The organism is Ruegeria sp. AO1 (genome assembly GCF_056535985.1).
Genome location: NZ_JBQFJC010000001.1, coordinates 619,245 through 641,375 on the forward strand (window position 1 = coordinate 619,245; position 22,131 = coordinate 641,375).

At 50.0% G+C, this 22,131-nt stretch carries 15 protein-coding genes; 11 read left to right on the forward strand and 4 right to left on the reverse strand.

Translation table 11 applies throughout. The features are described 5' to 3' along the window. The first annotated feature begins 92 nt into the window (after window positions 1-92). Window positions 93-428 carry a hypothetical protein gene (locus ACR3FB_RS03070; RefSeq protein WP_480563980.1) on the forward strand — a complete coding sequence of 112 codons (336 nt, stop codon included), beginning with the start codon at window positions 93-95 and terminating at the stop codon, window positions 426-428. A 1,508-nt stretch (window positions 429-1,936) separates the two neighbouring features. Here ACR3FB_RS03070 and speB read toward each other — a convergent pair. From speB to ACR3FB_RS03085, 3 genes are read right to left on the reverse strand one after another with little or no spacing between them, the layout of a single operon-like run. Next, window positions 1,937-2,881 carry an agmatinase gene (gene speB / locus ACR3FB_RS03075; RefSeq protein WP_480563982.1) on the reverse strand — a complete coding sequence of 315 codons (945 nt, stop codon included), beginning with the start codon at window positions 2,879-2,881 and terminating at the stop codon, window positions 1,937-1,939. Between the two features lie 14 nt (window positions 2,882-2,895). After that, on the reverse strand, window positions 2,896-4,200 hold the full coding sequence (locus ACR3FB_RS03080; RefSeq protein ID WP_480563984.1) for an aminotransferase class III-fold pyridoxal phosphate-dependent enzyme: 1,305 nt from the start codon (window positions 4,198-4,200) through the stop codon (window positions 2,896-2,898). 13 nt (window positions 4,201-4,213) lie between these two features. Further along, the gene (locus ACR3FB_RS03085) at window positions 4,214-5,266 is read right to left on the reverse strand and encodes a phosphotransferase (protein WP_480563986.1); all 1,053 of its coding nucleotides are present in this window, start codon (window positions 5,264-5,266) and stop codon (window positions 4,214-4,216) included. A gap of 19 nt (window positions 5,267-5,285) precedes the next feature. On the opposite strand from ACR3FB_RS03085, the gene ACR3FB_RS03090 reads away from it, so the two are divergent. From ACR3FB_RS03090 to ACR3FB_RS03100, 3 genes are all read left to right on the forward strand, one after another. After that, a complete protein-coding gene (locus tag ACR3FB_RS03090) occupies window positions 5,286-6,245 on the forward strand; it encodes a LysR family transcriptional regulator (protein WP_480563988.1) in 960 nt (319 codons plus the stop codon). A 324-nt stretch (window positions 6,246-6,569) separates the two neighbouring features. Next, window positions 6,570-8,252 (forward strand): ABC transporter substrate-binding protein, encoded by a 1,683-nt coding sequence (locus ACR3FB_RS03095; protein WP_480563990.1) that lies wholly within the window; start codon window positions 6,570-6,572, stop codon window positions 8,250-8,252. 250 nt (window positions 8,253-8,502) lie between these two features. Then, window positions 8,503-9,450 (forward strand): AraC family transcriptional regulator, encoded by a 948-nt coding sequence (locus ACR3FB_RS03100; protein WP_480563992.1) that lies wholly within the window; start codon window positions 8,503-8,505, stop codon window positions 9,448-9,450. Window positions 9,451-9,996: 546 nt separating this feature from the next. On the opposite strand, the gene ACR3FB_RS03105 is transcribed toward ACR3FB_RS03100, so the two are convergent. Then, complete coding sequence (locus tag ACR3FB_RS03105) at window positions 9,997-10,359, reverse strand: MerR family transcriptional regulator (RefSeq protein WP_480563994.1); 363 nt, start codon at window positions 10,357-10,359, stop codon at window positions 9,997-9,999. Window positions 10,360-10,425: 66 nt separating this feature from the next. Between ACR3FB_RS03105 and ACR3FB_RS03110 the strand changes: the two genes are divergently transcribed. The 7 genes from ACR3FB_RS03110 (at window position 10,426) to ACR3FB_RS03140 (ending at window position 21,987) form a co-directional block, all read left to right on the forward strand. Beyond that, window positions 10,426-11,688, forward strand: coding sequence for an NADH:flavin oxidoreductase/NADH oxidase family protein (locus ACR3FB_RS03110; protein WP_480563996.1), 1,263 nt, complete (start codon window positions 10,426-10,428; stop codon window positions 11,686-11,688). 1,061 nt (window positions 11,689-12,749) lie between these two features. Continuing rightward, window positions 12,750-13,742, forward strand: coding sequence for a helix-turn-helix transcriptional regulator (locus tag ACR3FB_RS03115; RefSeq protein ID WP_480563998.1), 993 nt, complete (start codon window positions 12,750-12,752; stop codon window positions 13,740-13,742). A 362-nt stretch (window positions 13,743-14,104) separates the two neighbouring features. Next, on the forward strand, window positions 14,105-15,055 hold the full coding sequence (locus ACR3FB_RS03120) for an AraC family transcriptional regulator (RefSeq protein WP_480564000.1): 951 nt from the start codon (window positions 14,105-14,107) through the stop codon (window positions 15,053-15,055). A 758-nt stretch (window positions 15,056-15,813) separates the two neighbouring features. Continuing rightward, window positions 15,814-18,120, forward strand: a complete 2,307-nt coding sequence (locus ACR3FB_RS03125; RefSeq protein WP_480564002.1) for a hypothetical protein — start codon at window positions 15,814-15,816, stop codon at window positions 18,118-18,120. Between the two features lie 123 nt (window positions 18,121-18,243). Continuing rightward, a complete protein-coding gene (locus ACR3FB_RS03130) occupies window positions 18,244-18,600 on the forward strand; it encodes a roadblock/LC7 domain-containing protein (RefSeq protein ID WP_480564004.1) in 357 nt (118 codons plus the stop codon). Between the two features lie 164 nt (window positions 18,601-18,764). Then, entirely contained in the window at window positions 18,765-20,867 is a 2,103-nt protein-coding gene (locus tag ACR3FB_RS03135) for a dynamin family protein (RefSeq protein ID WP_480564006.1), read from the forward strand. Between the two features lie 34 nt (window positions 20,868-20,901). Beyond that, window positions 20,902-21,987 carry a P-loop NTPase family protein gene (locus tag ACR3FB_RS03140; RefSeq protein ID WP_480564008.1) on the forward strand — a complete coding sequence of 362 codons (1,086 nt, stop codon included), beginning with the start codon at window positions 20,902-20,904 and terminating at the stop codon, window positions 21,985-21,987. Window positions 21,988-22,131: the final 144 nt, after the last annotated feature.

The window sequence follows — 22,131 nt, forward strand, 5'->3', positions numbered from 1 at the left end:
CGAACCCACAACAACCCGTGTTTCGCCAAACTTTCGCCCAGAATCCGCTTACGCTAAGGCATCGAAACAGATGAAAACCAGATTGGAATCCCATGAAAAAAGCAGCTCTTCTTCTTACCGTACTCCCTTTCCCAGCTTTTGCCGAAGAGCGCGTGTTTGAATGCGAGGCACCGGATGCGGAGCATCCGGAAATGGCCGCCAAGCTTGTTAAATATGATGGTGAGCAAAAAGGTCATATTACGATAGGTGACATCGACAAGGATGTCGCGGTGTACCCGGGGTTGGACACACTGACCTATCTTTACATCGGCGAGAATTACACGCTGAGTTACAATGTTCACCCGGAAAAGGGCACGTTTGACTTCACGACCTCCGGCAGCAAGTCCGGTTGGGGCAAGGGGAAATGCACCGAGGTTACGGATCATTAGCTTCCCAGTGCTTTCTTTAGGCTCAAACTCACGGCAACGATCAAGCCGACTGGCTTGAAGAGCGTTTTGCCGATTGCCGTCGGCTCGCTGGAGATAGCACATCGCTAGCGGCACAAGAGCCGCTCAGTCCGCTAACAGGAGGCGCTCAAACAGAGAGCACTCCCATTGATATTCCGAAGAGTAAAGTGGTTAGGTATGCTGTGACCCAAATCAATGTTTGAATCCAGGGTAAGCGTTTTCCCAAGTGTAAAAGCCCGAATGAGATGACCAGCGCAATGACGATTGTCAGTCTCAAGATTGGAACTTGGAGTAAAATAATAAGTACAAGTACGGGCAAACCCCCCACCAATAGAGGACCCATGAGTGTCACATAGGCGATTCCAGAAAGCAGGCCGTATAGGGCTTTCTCAGAGGAGATCGCAAAGTAGCCAACGACTGCAGGGATCAGTATGACAACAGCAATCGGGATTGCCAAGCAAGCGGACACAACCACTCCCGCAAGAGGGTGTTGTAGTGTCATACGATACTTGCGCCAATACGTCCGAAACCTACGCTTGCAACTCTTACGTCTACCGAGTGATTTCCTAGGCCCTTGAGCCATTCTTTGCGTACCTCCGCTTCAATACGTGCCCGAGCTAGGGAGGGGATGGTTCTGACTGAAGTGGTTGGAAAGTCTGTTGGGTGTGCGTAGACGAATGCACAGCATAGCAAAACTGACAGTAAACTTAACCGGGGACAATTACTCGGAACCAGTTGAGCGCATCTGGCTAAACACGATCGAGCTCCCCGGAGCAACTCCGCTCACAGTCAGAGGAGTAACTCTTCAAGCAAATCAGCAAGGTGCAAACGGCGATAGAGGCATAGCTAGCGCCAAAGTAGCACGTCACTATAAGCCAAATTGGACAGCCCAGAAGTGTGGCCGATAGCGACGCCAAACCACCAACAATCAAACTAACAATTACAAGACCTAGACTCATGAAAACACCCGTTAACCGCTTAGAGACTGTATTGCGGCAGGCCGATTTCCTCATAGTGTCTGGCGTATCAATTCATTGTTGCGATGTTTCAATTTATGCTTTGAATGAACGATCTCGGTGTTTCGGTTCATATCTACTATTCGCTAAATGGAACTGGGAAATCAATGAAACGCTTGTGAAGCCTGCTACGGCGTCTGCGTTTGACCCACACTTCAGGGTTGTTGAGCTCTCCATTGCAGTTCGACAAGTACAGCCTCCCTTTGCGTCCAACGCGTTTCATACGGTTGTAGTACGGGGCAAGCCATGACTGAGCGAAGGTTGAATGCAGGACTCACTCAGCTCGATCTGTTGATAGCCTTGGCAATGATGGGAATGATTACTGTCGTACTTGGTAGTGCAATAGGCTTCAACCGGTTATCAATCGAAGCTTTTGGGGCGCGCGTGGTAATACAACAATGTCGACGTCCCAAGGTCTTCCTACTATGCATCGCTATAGCGGCAACGGTCAAGTATTGGTCATGCATATTGACCCTAAGAATCAGTTCGCAAGCTTGCAATAAGACATAGGAGTTCATGCGCCACTTGTGCTGCAGCTAGTGATGTCATCTGAGCGTGGTCATAGTCGGGTGCAACTTCCACTATATCAACACCAACAAAGTTCAATCTGCTCTTCGCGGGTATTGACGGCAAAGCGCGAAATATCTCCAGAACATGCAGTGTGGAGAGCCCGCCAGGGATCGGGGTGCCAGTCGCTGGTGCGAATGCTGGATCCAAACAATCGATGTCGAACGATAGATAGCACGGGGTAGGCCCAATCCTATCGACTATTTTTCGTGCGGTATCCTCAGGCGATGTCAGCATCACCTCGGGTGCGTGCAAGCGCAAATAGGCGTCGTCGTTGCGATACGCGGTTCGAATTCCAATTTGTAGCGAATTTTCCGCGATGATTTGGCCTTCATCCAGGGCATGACGGAACATTGTTCCGTGCTGGTTGTCCGGTCCCACGCTCGTATCAGAATGCGCGTCGAAGTGCAGCAATGCGACCGGCCCTACGATTTCGCTGACCCCAGTCAGCGAGCCATAGGTCACGTTGTGGTCGCCCCCTAGCGAAAACGGAATAGCTCCTGTGGTTGCAATCTCTCGGGCGCGGTCCAGAGCCGCGCGCGAAAACTCCTGCTGCTGACCGTAGGTGTACTCAATATCCCCTGCATCGATAACCGATAACTGATTAAATGGATCAAATCCCCATGGCCAGACTTCGCCCCACGAAAGCTGTAGTGAGGCCTCCCGAATGGCTCTCGGCCCGAACCGTGCCCCGGATCTGTTGCTGGTTCCAAGATCACTTGGCAAACCATATACTACGACATCTGCTTTATCGTAGGCTTGGCTTACGCGCCGCCTAAAAAAAGTCGAAATGCCGGAGAACGAGTTGGCAGTGATTGGTCCCTTAAACATCTCACCATCGCGCTTACTCACAGTTTACCTCTCTCTTACATGGTCTGGTCAATCACAGTCAGACAGTGACGCAGTGTGCCTAACAACTGATGGGCATCGTTATGTGAAAAAACCAATGGCGGCCTGATTTTAACAATGTTGTTTGATGCACCGCAGACTGAGACCAATACGCCATTGCGTTTCATTTGGTTAACGAGTGCGGCAGCCCTTTTCGGATCAGGGCGGCGAGATGACTTGTCTGAAACTACCGGAATGCCTAAAAACAGCCCTTTGCCTCGAACGCAATCCATAAAGTCAAAGTCTCGGGACATCGTGTCGAGTTCGGATTTTAAAAAGCGGCCTACGGAATTCACATTTTCTAGAATGTTGTTTTCTTCGATTACATCAATCACAGCATTTCCAACCGCCCCGGCAACGGGTGTCCCGCCGAAGGTGTTGAAGTATTGCCGTTTCTTGGCAAAGGTCGAAAATATCTCGCGGGTCGAAGCGACAACCGCCAATGGATACCCAGCACCTATCGGTTTACCCATTGTCACGATGTCGGGCACTACACCGGAATCCATAAAGCCCCAGACACTGTCACCTAGGCGGGTTAACCCTGATTGCACCTCGTCTACGACGACCAGTCCGCCCATACTACGCACGTTCCGTGACATTTCGGCCAAGTACTTGGGAGGCGTCGTAAAAATGCCGGGCGCATCGAAAATCGGATCAACAATGAACATGGCCAAGCCGTGGCGTGATTTCGCCAACTCGCGAACAATGGGCGCGGCCCCGTTCGCTAGCTTTTTTCCGAAACTACCAGTCTCGGTTTCGTCGTTGGTTTCATGTGGATTGGGTACAGGGACTGACCTCACGAAACCGGGGGTTTCGTTTGGAGGGCCACCAAAGAGCGAGAAGTCTGCAACAGCGAGTGCGTTTCCGTGGTAAGAACCATCAGACACCAGTACGCCTTTGTTACCCGTCACTGCGCGGGCCATGTCATAGGCAAGTGCGTTAGCCTCGGTACCACTGCACACAAACGCGCAGGTGTCGATTGCGGCCGGGAGCGTAGCGACCAGGCGTTCCGCATAGCGCACGATATTGTCGTCTAGGTAGCGGCTGTGGCTATTAATTAAGGACGCCTGCTGCGTTAAAGCCGAAATAACGTGTGGATGGCAATGCCCCACCGATGGGACATTGTTGTAGCAATCTAGATACGCCCTGCCGCTTTCGTCCCATATTGTGACGCCTCTAGCTCGAACGGCATGAATAGGAGTGTCGTAGTGATGAAAGTAAGTCGGACTAAGCACAGTCTGCCTGCGTTGCAGAAGCGTTCGGGAAGGGCTCAGTTTGTCCATCCTTAGATCCAGTTTACCACGCACCCAGAAACTCAGTTGCTTTCAGTGATAAAATTTTAAGTAGTGTTTTGCTGGATACTTGTGTTGCCGTGCGAGGGCGTTGGTCTGCTGGTACGCCTTGATCCTTCAAGTGACCCAGCGCCACGTTGAGCATGCTCCGCAACAACATTGTGTCATGCAAAGCGGAGAGTTCTTCTGAGGACAGTGGGTACACCGAGCGAAACCCAGCAACCAGATACGACAGGGCGTCAACGGGAGCGTCCGGTGCCATTTCTATTAAGCTAACCGCGGCAACAGCGACGTCCTGAATGATCGGGGCGAAAACCGCGTCTCCAAAATCTATGATGCCAGAAATGTTCTGCTTTTCATCCAAAAGAATGTTTCCGTTGTGGAAGTCGTTGTGAATGATCTGTGATCGCATTTGCCGGATTCGCGGCAGCGATACGGACCTTAGCCGCTCTATTTCGGGTGCCAAAAGATCTAGAAAATCGGGTTCCATCAGCGGCAGGATCTGATCGTCGAGCACGGCACTAGATGTCGCATTCCATGGAGAAAAATCATTAGCGCCAGGGTGATCAAACCCTTCCAGTGCCAGACAGATTTTAGCCTGCATCTTCCCGACGCGATGTGCCCAAGTTTCAATAGTTGTCTTTGACTTCAAAAGTGGAAGACCTTCCAAAAAGGTAACAACCTTAACCGCGCAGCTTCTACCGTCGGGAAACTCAAAATAGCTGTAGTATGCGCCGTTGGCTGTTGGGAAAATTCGAGGCACAGGCAAGTCTGGAGCGAACTCTAGCAAGTGCTGCAATAGCTCTGCTTGATAATCGATGTAAGTTTCGGTCTCGTTTGGGTGGCTGATTTTCAGAACGGCCCAGGGCTTGCCATCGGCTCTAAGCAGAAGATTCTGGTCGCGCTCACCGGTCAAGGGGACACAATCAACACTCAGACCATATAGTTCTCTGAGCAGAACACCAATGGTATCGGAAGAGTAGCTTGGAGGATCGAAGAGATTCATCCAGCTGTTTGGTTTGGCCGTGTTTGCGACGAGCTTCCGGGTTTCTTGCACTCGGCTCTCCGAACTAAAATTGACAGCTTTCTCGAAAGTGTTAAATGGGCATTTTTGGTGGGTCAAACGAGCAATAGTTGCTCTGAAAGTTCCATTTAGTTATCTTTTGCGTATGAAGCATCTCCCATCCCCTACCGCTCTGCGGATGTTCGTTGAGGCATCGAAACTGTCCAGTTTCGCGCGCGCCGCTGAAACATTGAACGTCACACAGCCTGCGATCAGTAAACAAATAGCGTCTTTGGAAGCACGTGTTGGCGCTGAGTTGTTTCGCCGCCGCCATCGGTCTGTTGTCTTGACGGAAGCAGGCGAGGCCTACTTAACCTACGCAGAACGAATAGTAGAATTACTAGTCGCTGGCAGCAGTGAAGCAATTTCCCGATCCGAACAAGAAGTCCTGAAAGTTGTAATTGACCACGAGTTCTTGAACTTTGTAGTCGTTCCCAAGTTGAACGAAATGCGGGATGCTTTGCCAAATCTTGAGGTTGTTTTTGTACCCGAGACCACTAGCCGCGTAGAGCGAAACTGTGATCTCGCAATTACGTTTGGACATCCTAGTCATCGCGATTTCCGGTCTGAACGTCTTTGTCGATTTCGCGCATTTGCCGTAGCTACACCTGAGTTAATCGCTAGCTGCGAGGAGCCCCTTGTTGATCTACCCTTGTTGCATGATGAAGATACTTATTGGTGGGACGCCATATTGCGTGCAGAAAACATCGTAAGGAACAACCATGGAATTTTCCTGGGAAGCGGCGCTACTGCATTGCGTGCGGCGATGGCAGGCGCGGGTTTGGCAATTGGCGATGATCTGTTGTGTGCCGATGCCCTCTCGTCTGGTCATCTAGCAAGAGTAGGCAAAAGCTCGCTGCCTGGGCGAGTTGACTTCTGGCTATCGATGGGCAAGGCAAAACAAAACAAGCCTGCCGCACATGAGTTCATAAATTGGATAAAAGGAACGCTGCGTTCCGATCTCGTCCTGTAGCCAAGTCGGGTTCTCATCGTCGAACTATAGTTTTTGATAAACGACAGCTCCAAAACACTACTTTGGCATATCCCAAAGCAGTTTGTTGCAGGGGATTGGTCAAGGGTTTCAGTTCCGCGATGAGAGCGAGCCGGTTGACGGCAAAAGATCGACAGTTTGCGATAACTAAGCGGAACCAAATGAACTACTGTTTTTCCTTTGACCAAGAATTTGTCCTGCGAAATGATATGCTCACCAAAGAACGCGCTCACTACGACCAGCACCAGATATGTTTTGGTCGGTATCACCCCTTTGCGCAAACTCACGGCATAGGAGGGACAAAATATGACATTCCAAAAAAGCAATGGGAAACCAATGCCCGAACACCTGATCGCGGCTGCCAAGCGTGTCAGAGCCCACGGTGAAAAAGTTAGTCGCAGAGAGTTTATTGTAACGGCTAGTACTTTTGGTGCGTCAGCTGCCACTGCATATTCGATGATTGGCATGGCGGTGCCTGCAATGGCGAAAACCATTCAAAAACCGATGCAGGGCGGGACAGTGCGATATCAGACCTCACTGCACCCGCTAAAGGACCCTCGTACCTATGACTGGGTACAGATGGGCAACCTGACACGAGGGTTAATCGAGTATCTGGTTAAATACAACAACGATGCCACTTTCACGCCGAAGTTGCTAGAGGGCTGGGAGCTCTCGGATGACGCCAGGACGTACACTCTGAACGTGAGAGAGGGTGTTCAGTGGAACGACGGCAGCGAGTTTTCTGCCGATGATGTGGCACGCAACATTCGTGGCTGGTGCGATACAAGCGTAGAAGGAAACTCGATGGCGAGTCGCTTTGCGACATTGGTTGACCCTGAATCTGGTCAGGCGATCGATGGCGCTATCGAAGTTGTCGATAGCCACACCGTCAAACTCAATCTGCCTCGTCCGGACATCACTCTGATCGCTGCGATGGCAGACTATCCGGCGGCGATTACACATAAGGACTATAGCTATGAAACCATCGTTGAAAAGCCGCTTGGAACGGGCCCCTATATTCCGGAGTTGATTGAGGTCGGTGTAAAAGCTGTTCTGATCCGCAATCCGAACCATACATGGTGGGACCAAGGCAATGGGGCTTGGATCGATCGGATAGAATACATCGACTATGGCACTGACCCTGCAAATTGGGTTGCTGCAATCGAATCTGACGAAGTCGATACGATGTATCAGAATATCGGCGAGTTTATTGAGATCGTTGAAAGCATCGACGGTTGGCGCCGGGACGACGTGGCAACTGGGGCGACTATCTGCATTCGCACCAATCAAAAGGCCGAAGTCGATGGGTTAGTACCCTACGCGGATGTTCGTGTTCGCAAAGCGCTTCAGCTTGCGGTCGACAACGCGGTGTTGCTCGAACTAGGTGACTCGGGTAACGGTATTGTCGCGAATAATACCCATGTTGGCCCTATGCACCCCGAGTACGCCGATATTGGTCCGGAAACGCATTCTCCCGAACGTGCAAAAGCGCTCATGGAAGAAGCAGGAATGGCCGATTTTGAACACGAGTTGATTTCGATCGATTCAGACTATCGGAAGGATACCTGCGACGCAGCTGCAGCACAGATCCGAGACGCGGGTCTCAAGATCCGACGTACAGTTCTGCCCGGCAGCACCTTCTGGAACGATTGGGATAAGTATCCGTTTTCCGCAACAGACTGGAACCATCGGCCACTGGGTGTGCAGGTTCTTGCGCTGGCCTATCGCTCAGGTGAAGCGTGGAACGAAAGCGGGTTTTCGAACGCAGAGTTCGATCAGGAACTCGAAAAAGCAATGGCAACGCCGGACGTCGATGCTCGGCGCGAGATTATGGAACGGATAGTGACAATCATGCGGAATGAGGGCGTTGTGATACAACCCTACTGGCGGACGACAACGAATTTTTCGAAGGTCAATTTGCACGGGTCAGAAATGCACATTCAGAATGAATTCTGGCCGCAAAACCTGTACTGGGCGGCGGACAATTAAGTGAGAATGAATCTGATGAGAGCTTTGCCCAATGGCGTTTGGAAACGCAGAGAATGTTTAACCGTCATGTTCCTAAGTCGGTGAGGCTCTCGCAGGGAAACGAGGTTTGGGAATGGAACGCTTCGACACTTCCAAATTCTCATATTAGCACTGGTACTGGTCATCTTCCTGTCAGCCGATTTCGCCGTAACAGGGCGGGAAAATTCAATCAAGAATAGCAAAGCTAGGTTAGTGGATCCAAGTTAAGACGATGGACGTAGCAAGCGAAATACTGAACCAATTCCAAATCAAAGGTCGAATGGTTGGTGTTTTCAGCATGCACGAAGAATGGGCGCTTAGTTCTCCCAAGGAAGGTGATCCCGTATTTCATTTGATCTCGACAGGCTCAGCTGTGATCAAAACTGATCGAGATGAAATAGAACTTGGTGAAGGCGACATGATAATGTTTCCTACGGGGAAATTCCATACTATCGGAAGCTCAGCGAACACCACCAGATTGGACCTATCCGAAGAGACCTTAGTCTCATGTGTTCATTCAAAGAACGGTGATCATGTATATGAAATAGTCAAGAAGGGCGTTGGACCAGAAACTGTAGTTGTTTGCGCCGCCTTAGACCTTGGACCCATAACGCGCTCGCCTCTTCTTCGGAGTTTTCCAGATCACATAGTTATCCGAAAGCCTGCATTCAAAAGCGCTTCGTCCGTTGATCAACTGCTGCTTGCGTTGGTAGGTGAGGCAATGGAAGGCTCACCGGGAGTATTTGCTTCCTTAGACAGCGTTTTACATGTTGTTTTCGTCTTCTTCCTTCGTAAATTGATCGACGAAGCTCCTGATGATCAATTTGGATGGTTGAAAGGACTTCGGAATCGAGAAATTGCAGGTTCTCTGACGCTGATACATAGTTCACCTGAGAGGGCTTGGACTGTCGAAAACCTTGCCAAGGAAATAGGTCAGTCGAGATCAAAGTTCTCTAGGGAATTTTCTGAATTGATTGGTGAACCACCTATTCAGTACCTAAACAGACTGCGGATGACACAAGCTGCCCAGCAACTGCTCTCAATGCCAGAGAAATCAATTGTAGATGTAGCACTTTCGGTTGGCTATCAGTACGAAGCCTCGTTCTCAGCGGCGTTCAAGCGTGAGTATGGAGTTCCACCAGGATCTTGGCGACAGAAAAACTTCAAGGGCGCGGCATGATATGCTCGTCTACTTGCTCATCACTAAGGGAACTATAGCAAATCCTGAAGATGAGTTCCACTTTTGTGGCATGTTTTGAGTGTTAGCAAATGATCTGGTTTTGGCACACCTGTACAATGGTTTCCGAAGTCTGCGGTTTTCATGCCACAGCAGTGTTCGGGCTTTTCTTGTTGTAGGTGTTCCTGCAATATTCGATCAAAATCCACGCTTCTTGAGGGCTTTAGAAGGTTGCTCTGCTAAGGAACTCTTCTCTGAACCAAAAATGTAGCTTTCACAGTTTCGGTTGCGATGGCTGTTAATACTGCTCCGGTTGAATCAGAGCGTGTTCACGCGCTGGCACCCGACATTCAAGAACCGAATCCTGTTGGGCATCATAATCTGACGGGTGCCTTCGAGGAGGTGATCACAGCTTTTATGCGTTCCGATAGGATGGATGGATCACTTTCTACTCTACTTCGTTGCTATGCACGTGTTCTTCTTGTGTAGTTTCTGATGGGCGGATGTCCCAATCTCAGTGCAAAATGTCTCAAATCACTCAGTAACAGTTCAGCAACTGTCGCTGTCAGGGTCTTTCATATGCTGGATTGTTCCGATGAGCTTCCGTTTTACTTCTTTGAGTTCACGGATTTTTTGATCCACATCTTGAAGCTTTTGTTCAAGGTTCAAGATGACGTCTGGGCGCGGAATTGAATTCTCGGGATCATCAGGCAAAAACCTTTTGATTTCAGATAGAGAAAAGCCTAGCGACTTACTGATGGTGATGGTTCTTAGGCGCTCAACCGTTGTGTCAGGATAGTCCCTATAACCGTTTTCTCTTCGCATCGGAGATGGGATTAAACCGTGCTTTTCATAGAAGCGAATGCTCGAAACGGTTACTCCGGTTGCATCTGCAAGTTTGCCTATCTTCATGCTCTTGACCTTGAACCATTGTCCAGGGTTTATATCAGCTGGGATCACGAAAACAAGGATCCCAAAATGACACAAACCGATCTTTTTGAGCCGCTGACACTACCTAACGGAACGGTATTGCCCAACCGCCTAGCCAAAGCGGCGATGGAAGAAAGCCTCGCTGCCTATGGGCAGGTTCCAGATGCCGGTCTGATACAACTCTACCGCCGCTGGGCAAAGGGTGGCGCAGGTCTTATGATCACCGGCAACGTTATGATTTCACCCGACGCGCTATCAGGGCCAGCAAGCGTGGTCTTGCAACAAGGGACTGACTTGGCGCCCTTCAAAGAATGGGCGCGTGCCGGTCGATCTGGCGGTGGCGAGATTTGGATGCAGATCAATCATCCTGGTCGACAAGTTATGGCTTTACTCGGTGAAAAAGCCGTATCAGCCTCGGATATCGCCGTGCAAATTCCGGGAATGTCCAATAGATTTAGCTCACCCAGAGCTCTTCTTGATGACGAGATAAGGGAGATCATTGACCGCTTTGCAACTACTGCAGTTCTGGCTGAAAATGCAGGCTTTACTGGAGTTCAAATCCATGCGGCCCATGGGTACCTGATCAATCAGTTCTTGTCGCCGCTTACCAACCACCGGGAAGATCAATGGGGAGGGACGTTGGAGAACCGTGCGCGTCTTTTGTTAGAGACAGTCACCGCCGTTCGGAATGTCGTGTCTTCCGGCTTCGTGGTATCAGTCAAACTGAATTCAGCTGATTTTCAGAAGGGTGGATTTGATCTAGAAGATGCTAAATGGGTCGTCAGGCAATTGAATGATCTTCGGGTGGATCTTGTAGAGGTTTCCGGTGGTTCCTACGAAAGCCCGGCCATGCAGGGTCGCCGCGAAGACGGCACCAGTACTGCGCGTCGGGAGGCATATTTTGTTGATTTTGCGCGTGAAGTTGCCCAAGTCGCAACGATGCCAATCATGGTAACTGGTGGTATACGATCCAAAGAGGTTGCCGAGCGTGCCATCGGCGAGCGAACTCAGGGAATAGGCGTCTCGGTCCTGGGAATCGCGCGCGCTTTGGCTTTTGAACCTGATCTGATCAACAAATGGAAAAACGGAGAGGCGCTTACAGTCGATGTTCCTAACGTGAAGTGGAAGAACAAAAGACTGGCCGGTTTCGCGTCGATGGTGCTTGCATACAACCAGTTGGAGAATATGTCATTGGGGAAAGCCCCCCGTAAGAGCCGTTTCCCGTTCTTTTCATTGATGCGCAATCAAATACGGTCCAAAAAGTGGGCCAAACGCTACCGAAAGTGGCGTGAGGCCACAGTAAACGGCTAAGACTAGTGTTCGGAGGCTTCTTAGGTCCTTGGGATATGCCTAAAGCACATTCAAAATGGCTCAGGCTTCCGAGCATTCTAATCGTTGTTCATCATAGGGTTGGCATTAACCTACAACCGACCGCAAATAGACTTCGAGATACTCAGATTTGGTTCGAAATGCCGAGTTCTTCAACCAAGCTTTGAATTGATATATCACCACGACCAATTGCAACACCGGGTGTAGTTACGAAGTCAACTCGCCTCATTGGATTCAAAGGGAGATGTCTGAAAACCGAGCAAACTGGCTTGAAGCCTTTATGCGTTTTAGATCTTAGTTTGATTAGTGAATTAGCGCCGTGCCTAGCCCGGCAGCCGGGTTTGTCCATTTGGATAGTAGCGAACTGTTTCTTCAATAGGAGTTGCTCTCCTATCGCCGTTTGCGCCTTGCTGATTTGCGCGGAGTGCATTCCCTACGGTCACGTGGAGAGCCGCCGCGGAGAGTACGATCTTGCCTAGTTGGCTACGTTCATTTAGTTAAGTGTAATCGATACTTATTTAATATTTGCGAACAAGAAGGATCATTTTCGGAATAGTGTTCCCAATACGCGCACTAGGCTACTAAACAAAACGTGCATTTCGGGGTCTGCTACGCCCAAGCGATCCTTAGGGGCCCGCCGTTGCTTGCACGAGCATCGTCCAAGCCCGAAGCGGGCGCCTCTCTCGGAAACATTCAGTTGGTTGCGAATAAGCTTGGTGCAGACACGCAGCCGAGCATGGCTCAGTAATTTCCCTTTACGTCTTCCACCAGGATCAACTGAGCTTATTCCAAGGCATCAGAGACGAATAGACAATAAACTAAGACGTCCGATGATTAAACGACTTTGGTGCCCGTGATCTAATGGGCTTCGTGAAGGCGGGAAACGGTCGACAAGCTATAGAATTCCTAGAGTGTGGGCCTTGCTCAGGTTCTAGATATCTGAGTTCCCGCTATTGGGCGGCAATGGGGTTAAACCAATCATAAGCTTCACCAGTTCGCTGCCCGAACATTAAGTACGGGGTCTTGTCAATTCGGGGGATAGAATGGGCAGCACAAACAGGTTGGATGCAGGCAAATATAGGACTACGTTTGACGCGCGCCACTTTGATCGAGACGATCGATTGTATGCGCTCGAGAACTTTGTCCAGGGCGCACCAAAGATGTCGATGGGCAGCGCTAAGTTCGAAGCAATCTCGGCAAGTAACGAAAACTACAATGCCGTTCAGCGTCAGATAGTCGAAGATTTTTGGCTAGCGAAGGTTGCGACCTCAGGCTACAGAATCGCAAAAGCTAAAGAGCATAGCAGATCGGATACGACGTCGCAAAAGATCACAGTGTGCCGGATCGATCACGGAAGTGTGGAATTGGCTTCGCCGCGACTCCAGCACCGTTTGTCTGCCGGTGACATATATTTGCACCAAACCCACCAATTCGATACAATTTTTGGGCCCGGCAATCTGTCAAAGGTCATGCTTCCTGCCCACTACTTCAGTGGCATTTTGACCGATTCTTTTCAAGTAGTTGCACTGCCTAGGGGCACGCCATTGAACACCATTATGAACGCGGCAATTTCCAGCGTTGAGGAACTAAAAAAAGACGTTCCCCGAACCGAAATTCTGAGGCTTTCAGGTGTCTTCAAAGAGCTTGTGTATAACATCCTGAGTTCAGAGTCTCGCGACACGAGTAAAAGTCGCCATGAACTTATCAGGGAACGAGCAAGGGCCTATGTGGTAGAAAACCTAGACGAGCCCGATCTCGATATCGCTAGCATCGCAGCCTACGCAAATGCGTCTCGCGCGACACTTTATCGTGCTTTTGAGCCTGTGGGCGGAGTACGTGAAATGATCACTGATCTTCGACTTCAGGCTGCGCGCAAGATGCTGCGGACAAGATTGCCTGCGCGTGGCCTTATTTTAGATGTCGCCTATTCCTGTGGTTTTCGATCCCCCAATCAGTTCAGTCGTAGTTTCAAAGAGAAATTTGGGATGACCCCTGGCGCGTTCAACGAGAAGTATTTCATGCCAATCTGGGTATAGATCGTGATCGCCATGCTCGGCTTCAGTAGTGACTTGGGTTCACTTTTTGCGGCTTTCTGTGAGACGATGCGCGTTTGTCGTGAGACGTTTCGACTATACATGCCTGTTTAAAACTATTTGAAACTCGGCGATTGTGATCGGTCTGAGGGCGTGCGCTATTGAATTGACTGGGCGGTGACCTAGTGTCAGGCGGTAGTAACTTATTGTATTGATGGTTCGGTTGGAGGGCAGCCCTGGTATCTTTCACATAGAACCAGTTTAGCACGTCCAAATGCCGAGGAGCGAAATCAGGACAAAGAGTGGTTCAATAGAAAGAGCTGACCCATCGGAAATGCGGGCAACTATCAGAGAGAAAGCGACAAATGGATGTAGTGAGCGAAATGCTGAGCCATATACCTGTCAAGGGTCGCACGATAGGCTTGCTAAGCTTGCGCGGTGATTGGGCTTTTGAATCTCCAAAGAACGAAGAGGCCGTGTTTCATCTGATTTCAAATGGATCCGTAGTTGTCACGACCAATGGTGAGCAAATTCATCTGCGAGAGGGTGACATGGTGTTGTTCACTCAAGGTCAAACACATGTTCTAGGGAGCGCCCCGGATGCGCCGTTCGTGACGTTTGCCGAAGAGGATACGCGTGTGCGTGTTCACTCAGTCGAGGACGGTGATGTCCACGATGTCCACAAGAGCGGAGATGGACCTGAGACGTCGATCGTATGCGCAAGGTTCAATATTGGAAGTGCGGCAGCGACACACTTGTCAAAGAGTTTTCCGGATCGGATTACTCTGCGAAGCGAGGCGAACGACAAAGCTGAGCTCATGGAGCCGTTGCTGCGCAGTATCGCGCTTGAAGCGAGCCGCAGTTCGCCAGGCGCGTTGTCAGCATTGGACGGTATGCTTAACGTCCTGTTCATTCATTTTATGCGCACTTGGCTTGAATCTTCGCCCGAAGCACATGACGGCTGGTTGAAAGGTTTACAGGATCCAAGCATCGCCAAGTCATTGAAGCTAATGCATGATGAGCCCGCTCGGGATTGGTCAATTCAAGAATTGGCAGAGGCGATTGGAATGTCTCGGGCCAAGTTTGCTGCTCAGTTTTCGAAACTGATTGGAGAACCCCCTTTGAAGTATCTGACGCGATGGCGAATGGTGCTTGCGGCCGAACAGCTCGGCAATGTTTCGGGGCCAGCTATTGTTGATGTCGCCCTGTCAGTTGGATACCAGTCTGAAGCCTCTTTTTCAGCGTCGTTTAAGCGACAGTTCGGTATGCCACCAGGTGCCTGGCGTAAGCGTCAATTGGCGATCGTTAACCGCTGATTGGCCACACGAACCCAGTTCGAATTCTCATCTCAGATAGAAAAAACCTCCCATCCCGCTCGGGTGGGGGGCTTGGGTAGGTGGTTCGAGCAATTGGGCAAAAGATCGATTTGCCCGTTGCGTGCCCGCTAGAACATCCTATCAAGTGTCTGAAATTCCTTCAGCGTCGCAAAAGGTGGAGCGTTTGTGTCACCGTGTTGCGTCGAAAGCGCTTTAAGCTTTTTAACTCTATACGCTTTCAGGGCACGTGTTTGAGACAACCAATCTGTCACTTGAGACACCCGGAAATCGTCAAATCACTAACCCCTATGCGAACCTGACAACCGATCTGGAGTCGTACCAACTCACCAACGAACGACCCCAGTGCATTGGTACAAAAGGGGGTAGCAATGGAAGCGACTGTGATGGGCAGGCGAGTTGTATTTTGCGCGGGCAGCGCAAGCGATTGGGCAATTCGTTCAATCCGTTGCAACGAAGTACACATGGCTTTTGGACGCTCTCAAGTCATGTCGGCGTATCGCGACGGTGCCTTGTTTTGGGCATCCCAAACACTGGTCGCTGCAAACACCCGGCCGAAACCTTGCTTTAGCTCGAAGGTTTCAACGCGCCTCCTGAAATCGAACGAAGTCAAACGCGACTGTCCGGAAAGTGTGGTCATCGCACTAAAGGACGGCCTGAACAGCAGGCCTAAAAAGTAAATCAAATCGGACCCAAAAGGTTGAGCAGCCGGCGTAGATTCCGGGGAATGTTAGGAAAAAATGAAAAACTCACTCACCAAATCCAGAAGGAACCTGCATTGCGCGGCATTGATGTGCTCAACCGCGATTTTGATACCGGTAGGCCTTCAAGCGCAGCAAACTTTCAACTATAATACCCCACAGGATATCTTTCCTAACTACCCTGATGACCAAACCATTTTCGATGACATCATTGGGTCTGACTTGCCTTTAAGCGAAGGTGTCACTCTTATCTTCGGCAAAGATATTGATATCGAAATCTTCGACCAAGATTTCGAATACGCAGGCATTGATCTCGTCGACCTGTTCCTGAACGGCGTAACCGTCGTATTTAACGGCACTATTCGAACCAGCGGGGACGAAGCATTTGGTGGCCCGATCGATGCCGATAAGGTCTCAGCGGAAGGTATCTACGTAAGCGAAGCCGACAACTTCAGGCTGCTAAACAACGGTGAAATCTACGTGGGGGATCACTTTTCGAACGCCATACAGGCGTCTAGGGTCAGTAACTCAACATTCATAAATACTGGAAAACTGGTTATTCTGGAGGAAGCTGCGGAAGAGGTTACCGAAGAAAATGGGGAGACCGGATTAACGTCCTTTGCCTCAGCCGGCATTCGTGTGAATTCGGTTAGGGCCTTTTTTGACGATCCGAACGACCCAGAACTTGTCACCTCTGCTGAGGCACTTTCAGGCAATACGGCCATCAACAACGGTGAAATCGTTTCTGAAGTTCTACAAAGCCGTGGAATTTATCTCGATGGTGCTAGAGGCGCATTTTACCTATCTACCTATGCTACTGCGATCAACAACGGCACCATCAGGATGCTGGCTGAAACTGATCCCAGGCCTGCACCCGGCACATTTGATGTAAGTGGTTTGAGAGCCGAGGGTCATGACAACACTCTGATCAACAATGGGTTCATTGAAATCAATCCTGAAGGGTTCGGGATTGATATCAATGGCGCGAACGGGACTATTTTGAACACCGGCACCATTCTCTCCTATGGCGACAACTCTCATGGGATCGAGCACTATCGAAACGGTAGTACGCTTCCTGACGATTTGGAACTCAGCTATACAGCAAACACGGGTCTTGTTTCGGTTGAGGGGGAAAACAGCCATGGTGTGACCCTAAGTGGTCATGTTGGACACGTTTTTGAAAACTCAGGATCAGTATTTTCGCGGAATGGTTACTCGATTGAAGTAACCGGTAGTACACCGCTTGAGACAGGTGATCGGAATACCATTCGACTTCTGGACGGTTCGCTTTTGTTTGGAAGTGTCTTTGTAGGCGAGCTTAGTGCCGACCACACTTCAGTGATTCTTGACGATGGGCTAAATGCAACTGTCCGTTTTGCGGAAGGTGCTCACATCGGAGACGGTGCCCCAGCCAGCTTGCCAGCTGAAATCAGATCCTACCACAATTCGCACTACTTCGATCCTGGCACCAATGCAGTATATGTTGCCGATCTCGATTCCTACGCTCAGCAGGATCAAGCATTCTTTAACATGACGCAGATGCTGCAAGACGCCGTCGAGGCAGGCAGCTCAGCAGAGGCCCCAGAAAACTCTTTCGCCTTTGCAGCAAATGACGAAGGCGTTTGGACGCGTGCATTTGGTGGTGGCTTGTTCGCTGGTTCAGATAGCACGTCGCCTGGATACGATGCCTTTTCCTTCGGTGTTGTGGCTGGCAAGTCCCACAATTCGCGTGGTTTCTTCGGGGGTCTCGCCTATACCACCGTTTCGGGAGACGAAGACGTCTCGTATGACACTGACATATTTACTCTTTATGGTGGCTTGTCTGGCACGTTTTCGAGCAAGCTGGACTACTCACTTATGGCAGGTGTGTCATACAATCACACTGACCGCGATGTTGCCGATAACGGTGTTTTGGGAGGGATCGACACCACCGATTCAGACTACGCATCGGTCTTCATTTCCCCAGCAATCACTCATGCTGGTCCTATAGAGGGCAGCTCGATCAGGTTGCGCTATGTTGGTCTTTGGCAGCAAGACCACGACTTCAACTGGGATGGAGGCACTGAAATGTCTGTGGACAGCCGGTTTTCCAATCTCGTGGAAACCCGTTTTCAAATGGAACACAACACGGGCGTTGGCACGATTGCCTACGGCTTGGATGCGATCTGGTCAGACGGCAATGACATGAGCTTCGAGCTGATGGGTGCGGACCTAACATCGCCATATGACGACGGTTTCGCATCGCGGGCCTTTGTTCGATATGACAGCAAGTTCGGACATTTCGAGGTCGGTTATGACTCCGAAGACCGAACAACTGTCGATTTTGGCCTAGAGGTATCGTTCTAAAGATCAACCTCACTGTTCGAAACTCAACGGTAAGCTGACAGCATTCCTTTTTCGATCTCTAGCGACCTCAATCGGTATCGTTAGTTCGGTTTGTTGTATACCAAAAATGGAGTAAGACAAAAGATGTCCATTGACATATCACCACTCAAAGATATCGCAGGTTTTGTTGGCGCTTGTCTCGTAGACAGTGAGTCCGGAATGATGCTGGCCGCTGAAGCAGGTGCCGGAAAGTTCGATTTGGAAGCAGCAGGCGCTGCCAACACTGAAGTTGTTCGGGCAAAGAACGCCGCAATCGAAGCGCTGGGTCTGAAAGAGAAGATCGAAGACGTCTTGATCACTCTGGACACTCAATATCACCTGATCCGTCCATTGTCGTCGAACCCCAGCGTATTCATTTACGTTGCGCTAAATAGGAAGCAGGCAAACCTTGCGATGGCGCGTTTGAACGTACGTAAGGTCGAAGAAACCTTGAGCCTTTAGACTGCGTATTGGGTGGCGTCATGCCACCCAGCCGCACCGTGTCCGAAACTGTGATCACGTACTCTCGTCCATGGTGGAAGTTAGGCCTTTGGAAGAAAGATTCTGTACTAAGTATGACTCCTGTTCGGAACAGTATGTGAGTATGATCAAAAGGCAGTAAACACATGAACATCGCGCCTCTACAAAGGAAGAAAATCGACAGAATCCGCGATGTCTTGTCTGACCTGGAAAAAGAAAGCTATTTAGAATCAAATTCCAGGCTTGCCGATCTCAATACTCGCTTCAAGAATTGTGCGACCAAGGTCGCTATTATCGGGCAAGTGAAATCTGGAAAATCCACCTTTTTGAATGCTTTCCTTGGTGAAATGAACCTTTTTCCCACCGATGTTAATCCATGGACATCCGCTATCACCAATTTGCGCATCAATGTGCCGGGTGATCCGATACAAGGCGCGTCTTTTGAATTTTTTGATGACCATGACTGGAAGCGCATTACCGATGAGTCGCCAGAAGCCTTCCAAAAACTGGCCGAGATGCTGCCCGGTTTTGACAGCGAAGTGCTGAAGAACCAAGGTATTGAATTGCAATCGGTCGCCAAAAAGCGATTGGGCAAGCACTATGCTGCGCTCCTAGGATCGAAGCATGAATACGGCTTTCTGACCCCGGACTTGATGGTGCGCTATGTCTGCGTTGGGCAGGAGGCTGACGGGAGCAAGACGGCCCCGTCCTCTGGCCGCTATTCTGCTTTGACCAAGCAGGCTGATTTATACATGCGTAAGCCAGAATTCCTGGCGCCGATTGTCATCTCGGACACACCCGGTGTGAATGACCCATTTCTAGTGAGAGATGAGTACACCTGTCGGAACCTCGACTCAGCCGATATTTACTTGATGGTCCTGTCGGTACATCAGGCGCTGACCAATGTAGATCTTGCGTTGCTGAACGCGCTGTCAGCGCAGGATGACAAGCAGTTCATCATCTTCGTGAACCGGATAGACGAGCTCAGCCGATACGAAACGGAAGTGCCTGAAGTCATTGAAGATGTAACCGCGCGATTGTCTAAAGCGATTTCAACATCAAACTTCACAGTTATAGCTGGGAGCGCGTATTTGGGGAGCCATCTATCCAATGGCCACAAGCTCGAAAATGTATTGGTGCAGGAACAGCTGGATGCGTATCTTGACGCGCTTGGGGCAGGTGAGCTGCGGACGGACGAAGAAAAGATAGCGCGTTTTGTTGGACTCGATGCAGTGAAACGGAAAATCTCCGATTTTATGGATAGCCAGCAAGGAACACAGCGCATCGACCGTCTCGCCCGAGACATTGATGCCGAGGTCAACACGCTCAAAGTGAACGCCCAGTGTGAACATGACGCGGTCGAGGCGCTTCTGAATAAGGTTAAATCGAACAATATTCTGGCTGCGGTCAATGAGCTTGATCAGGAAGTTGAGCTGGTTCGCGAAACTGCGGCGAAGTTTGAAGCGCTAAAATCAAGTGCCGAAAGTCGGGCGCAGTCCACAATTCTCGACGCGCGGAACCTTCTTGATTTCCAGGTTCAAAAAGAAATTGAAGTCTTTGCCGAAACGCAGAGGAATGTTGTCCAACATCTATTTATGGTGGCCAGCGAGCTCGGTAACAAGCCTGCAGGGTTCGAGATCGATATATTGCCTATTGGCACTTCGATCCGCGAACTGGCTTCTAAGGCCTACGACGACACTCGCGAGAAGATTGATTCAATCGCAGCCGAGTATCAACGTGTGTCTCTAGGTACGATCAGCGGCGGGCAGGAGCAAGCAAAGGCGATCTCGATAGGAGACTTACCAAACTACGGTTTTTCGTCTTCGCTTGCGTTAAAAAAGAAATCCCTTAGCACAACGGTCTATTTGTGCAACAGCTGGGAATTCTGGAAGAAGAACAAAGTGGATGTGGATCGATATATGTTGGCCATTCAAAGCTTGATGAAGGATGAGCTGTACAGTGGTTTTGCTGATCTACTAAATGCGTTTGCAATGGCCCTGGCCGAGCGGTTCAGCGCAGCAGTAGAAAGTGTTCTAGCCAGTTCAAGGTTGGCTGAAAGCCAAATAGAAAAATACATTGGTCTGCTTGAACGGGACAAGAAAGCGCTCATGGAGTTTGCGGATTCTCCCCAAAAGCTCTCTTTGCTGTCCGGCATACTACGCAAGCAGCGGTGTACTGCTCAGAGCAAGCTAGACGCGCTGATCGCGATAGAAAACAAGGTGTCCGTCCCGACGCTTCCGAGTGGGTAGGCGGTCGGAAGCGTCTTTTGACACGGTGAGATAAATGCCAGAACCGAAAATCATGAGTTGGGCGCATAGGGTTGTTGTATGCGGTGAGGCTGGTTCCGGAAAATCAACTGTCATCAACACGCTATTGCGTGAAACCACGCTGACTTATGGGTTGGTTAGTGGAGAACGTCCGATCATCATTTTTCGCTACGCAAAACAGGCGGGCATTCTTGCGAATTTCAAATCTGGCAAAAAGGCTATTTTCAGAAGTGTTTCACAGTGTCTGGACCTGAAGGGTATTGCCAGCCTGACTGTGTTTCACACCAAGGAGCATATGAAGAATGTTGAAGTCTACGAAATACCGATGGACAGAAGTGCTAGAATAAGCAACGAGGCTCAAGCGATCATACGCAATGCAGATACACTGGTTTGGACCACCAATGCTTCGCAAGCATGGCGGCTAAGCGAACGGGATGCGGTTCAAAAATTGCTGCAGTACTGCCCACCGCGTCGGTTCGTAGTGGTTTCCAGAACCGATATGCTTAAATCGCATTCGGACCGCAAAAAGATCCTCAAACGCCTACAGACCGAAGCACAGGTCTATTTCGAGGACTTTCATTTTATCTATGGTAACAGCGACCTGATCGATTCCTCTCACTATGAGGAAGAAGGGTGGCAAAGCACAGGCGGGTCAGCTCTTTTGTCCGCACTGATGGATGGCGTGTTTCCGGACCTTTCGGGTAACATAGTTGGGGCTGAAAACGTCGTATTTGAAAGGGTTGTAGAACTTGGCGCCGTGGAACTCGAATGCCGACTTGAGACGTTGCCAGCCATTTGCGCTGCGGGTCTGCTGAACCCTAAATCCTCAAGCTCAGGGGAAGTATTTTTTGGAGAAAAAAAAATCTGTTCTGCGGTCAAAATGTTTGCCAAAGATGCCCTGAAAACGCTGAGCCATCAGACATTCTTTAGAGACCAACTATCTACTACGACCCAGATACAGATTGAGCTCTTCGAGTACTTCGTTTTTGTTGGCTGGACGGGCAAAGGTGATGCGGCGCTTTTTGCTGTCTTCGACAAAAAAATCTGCAACTTGGGCATGGCGCGACAGCAGTTTTTCGAGATTTGTGAAGTGTTTGAGTAGATAGAGTGATGTTTCTCTCTTGACGAGGGTCCATACAACCCTTCATCGAAGCGCTTAACTCCAATTTCAGAGCAGAATATCTAGATGCGCATTGGTTTCTGCCGCTAGCAAAAATCCCCGAAATGAGAGAGGAATGACTTTGAT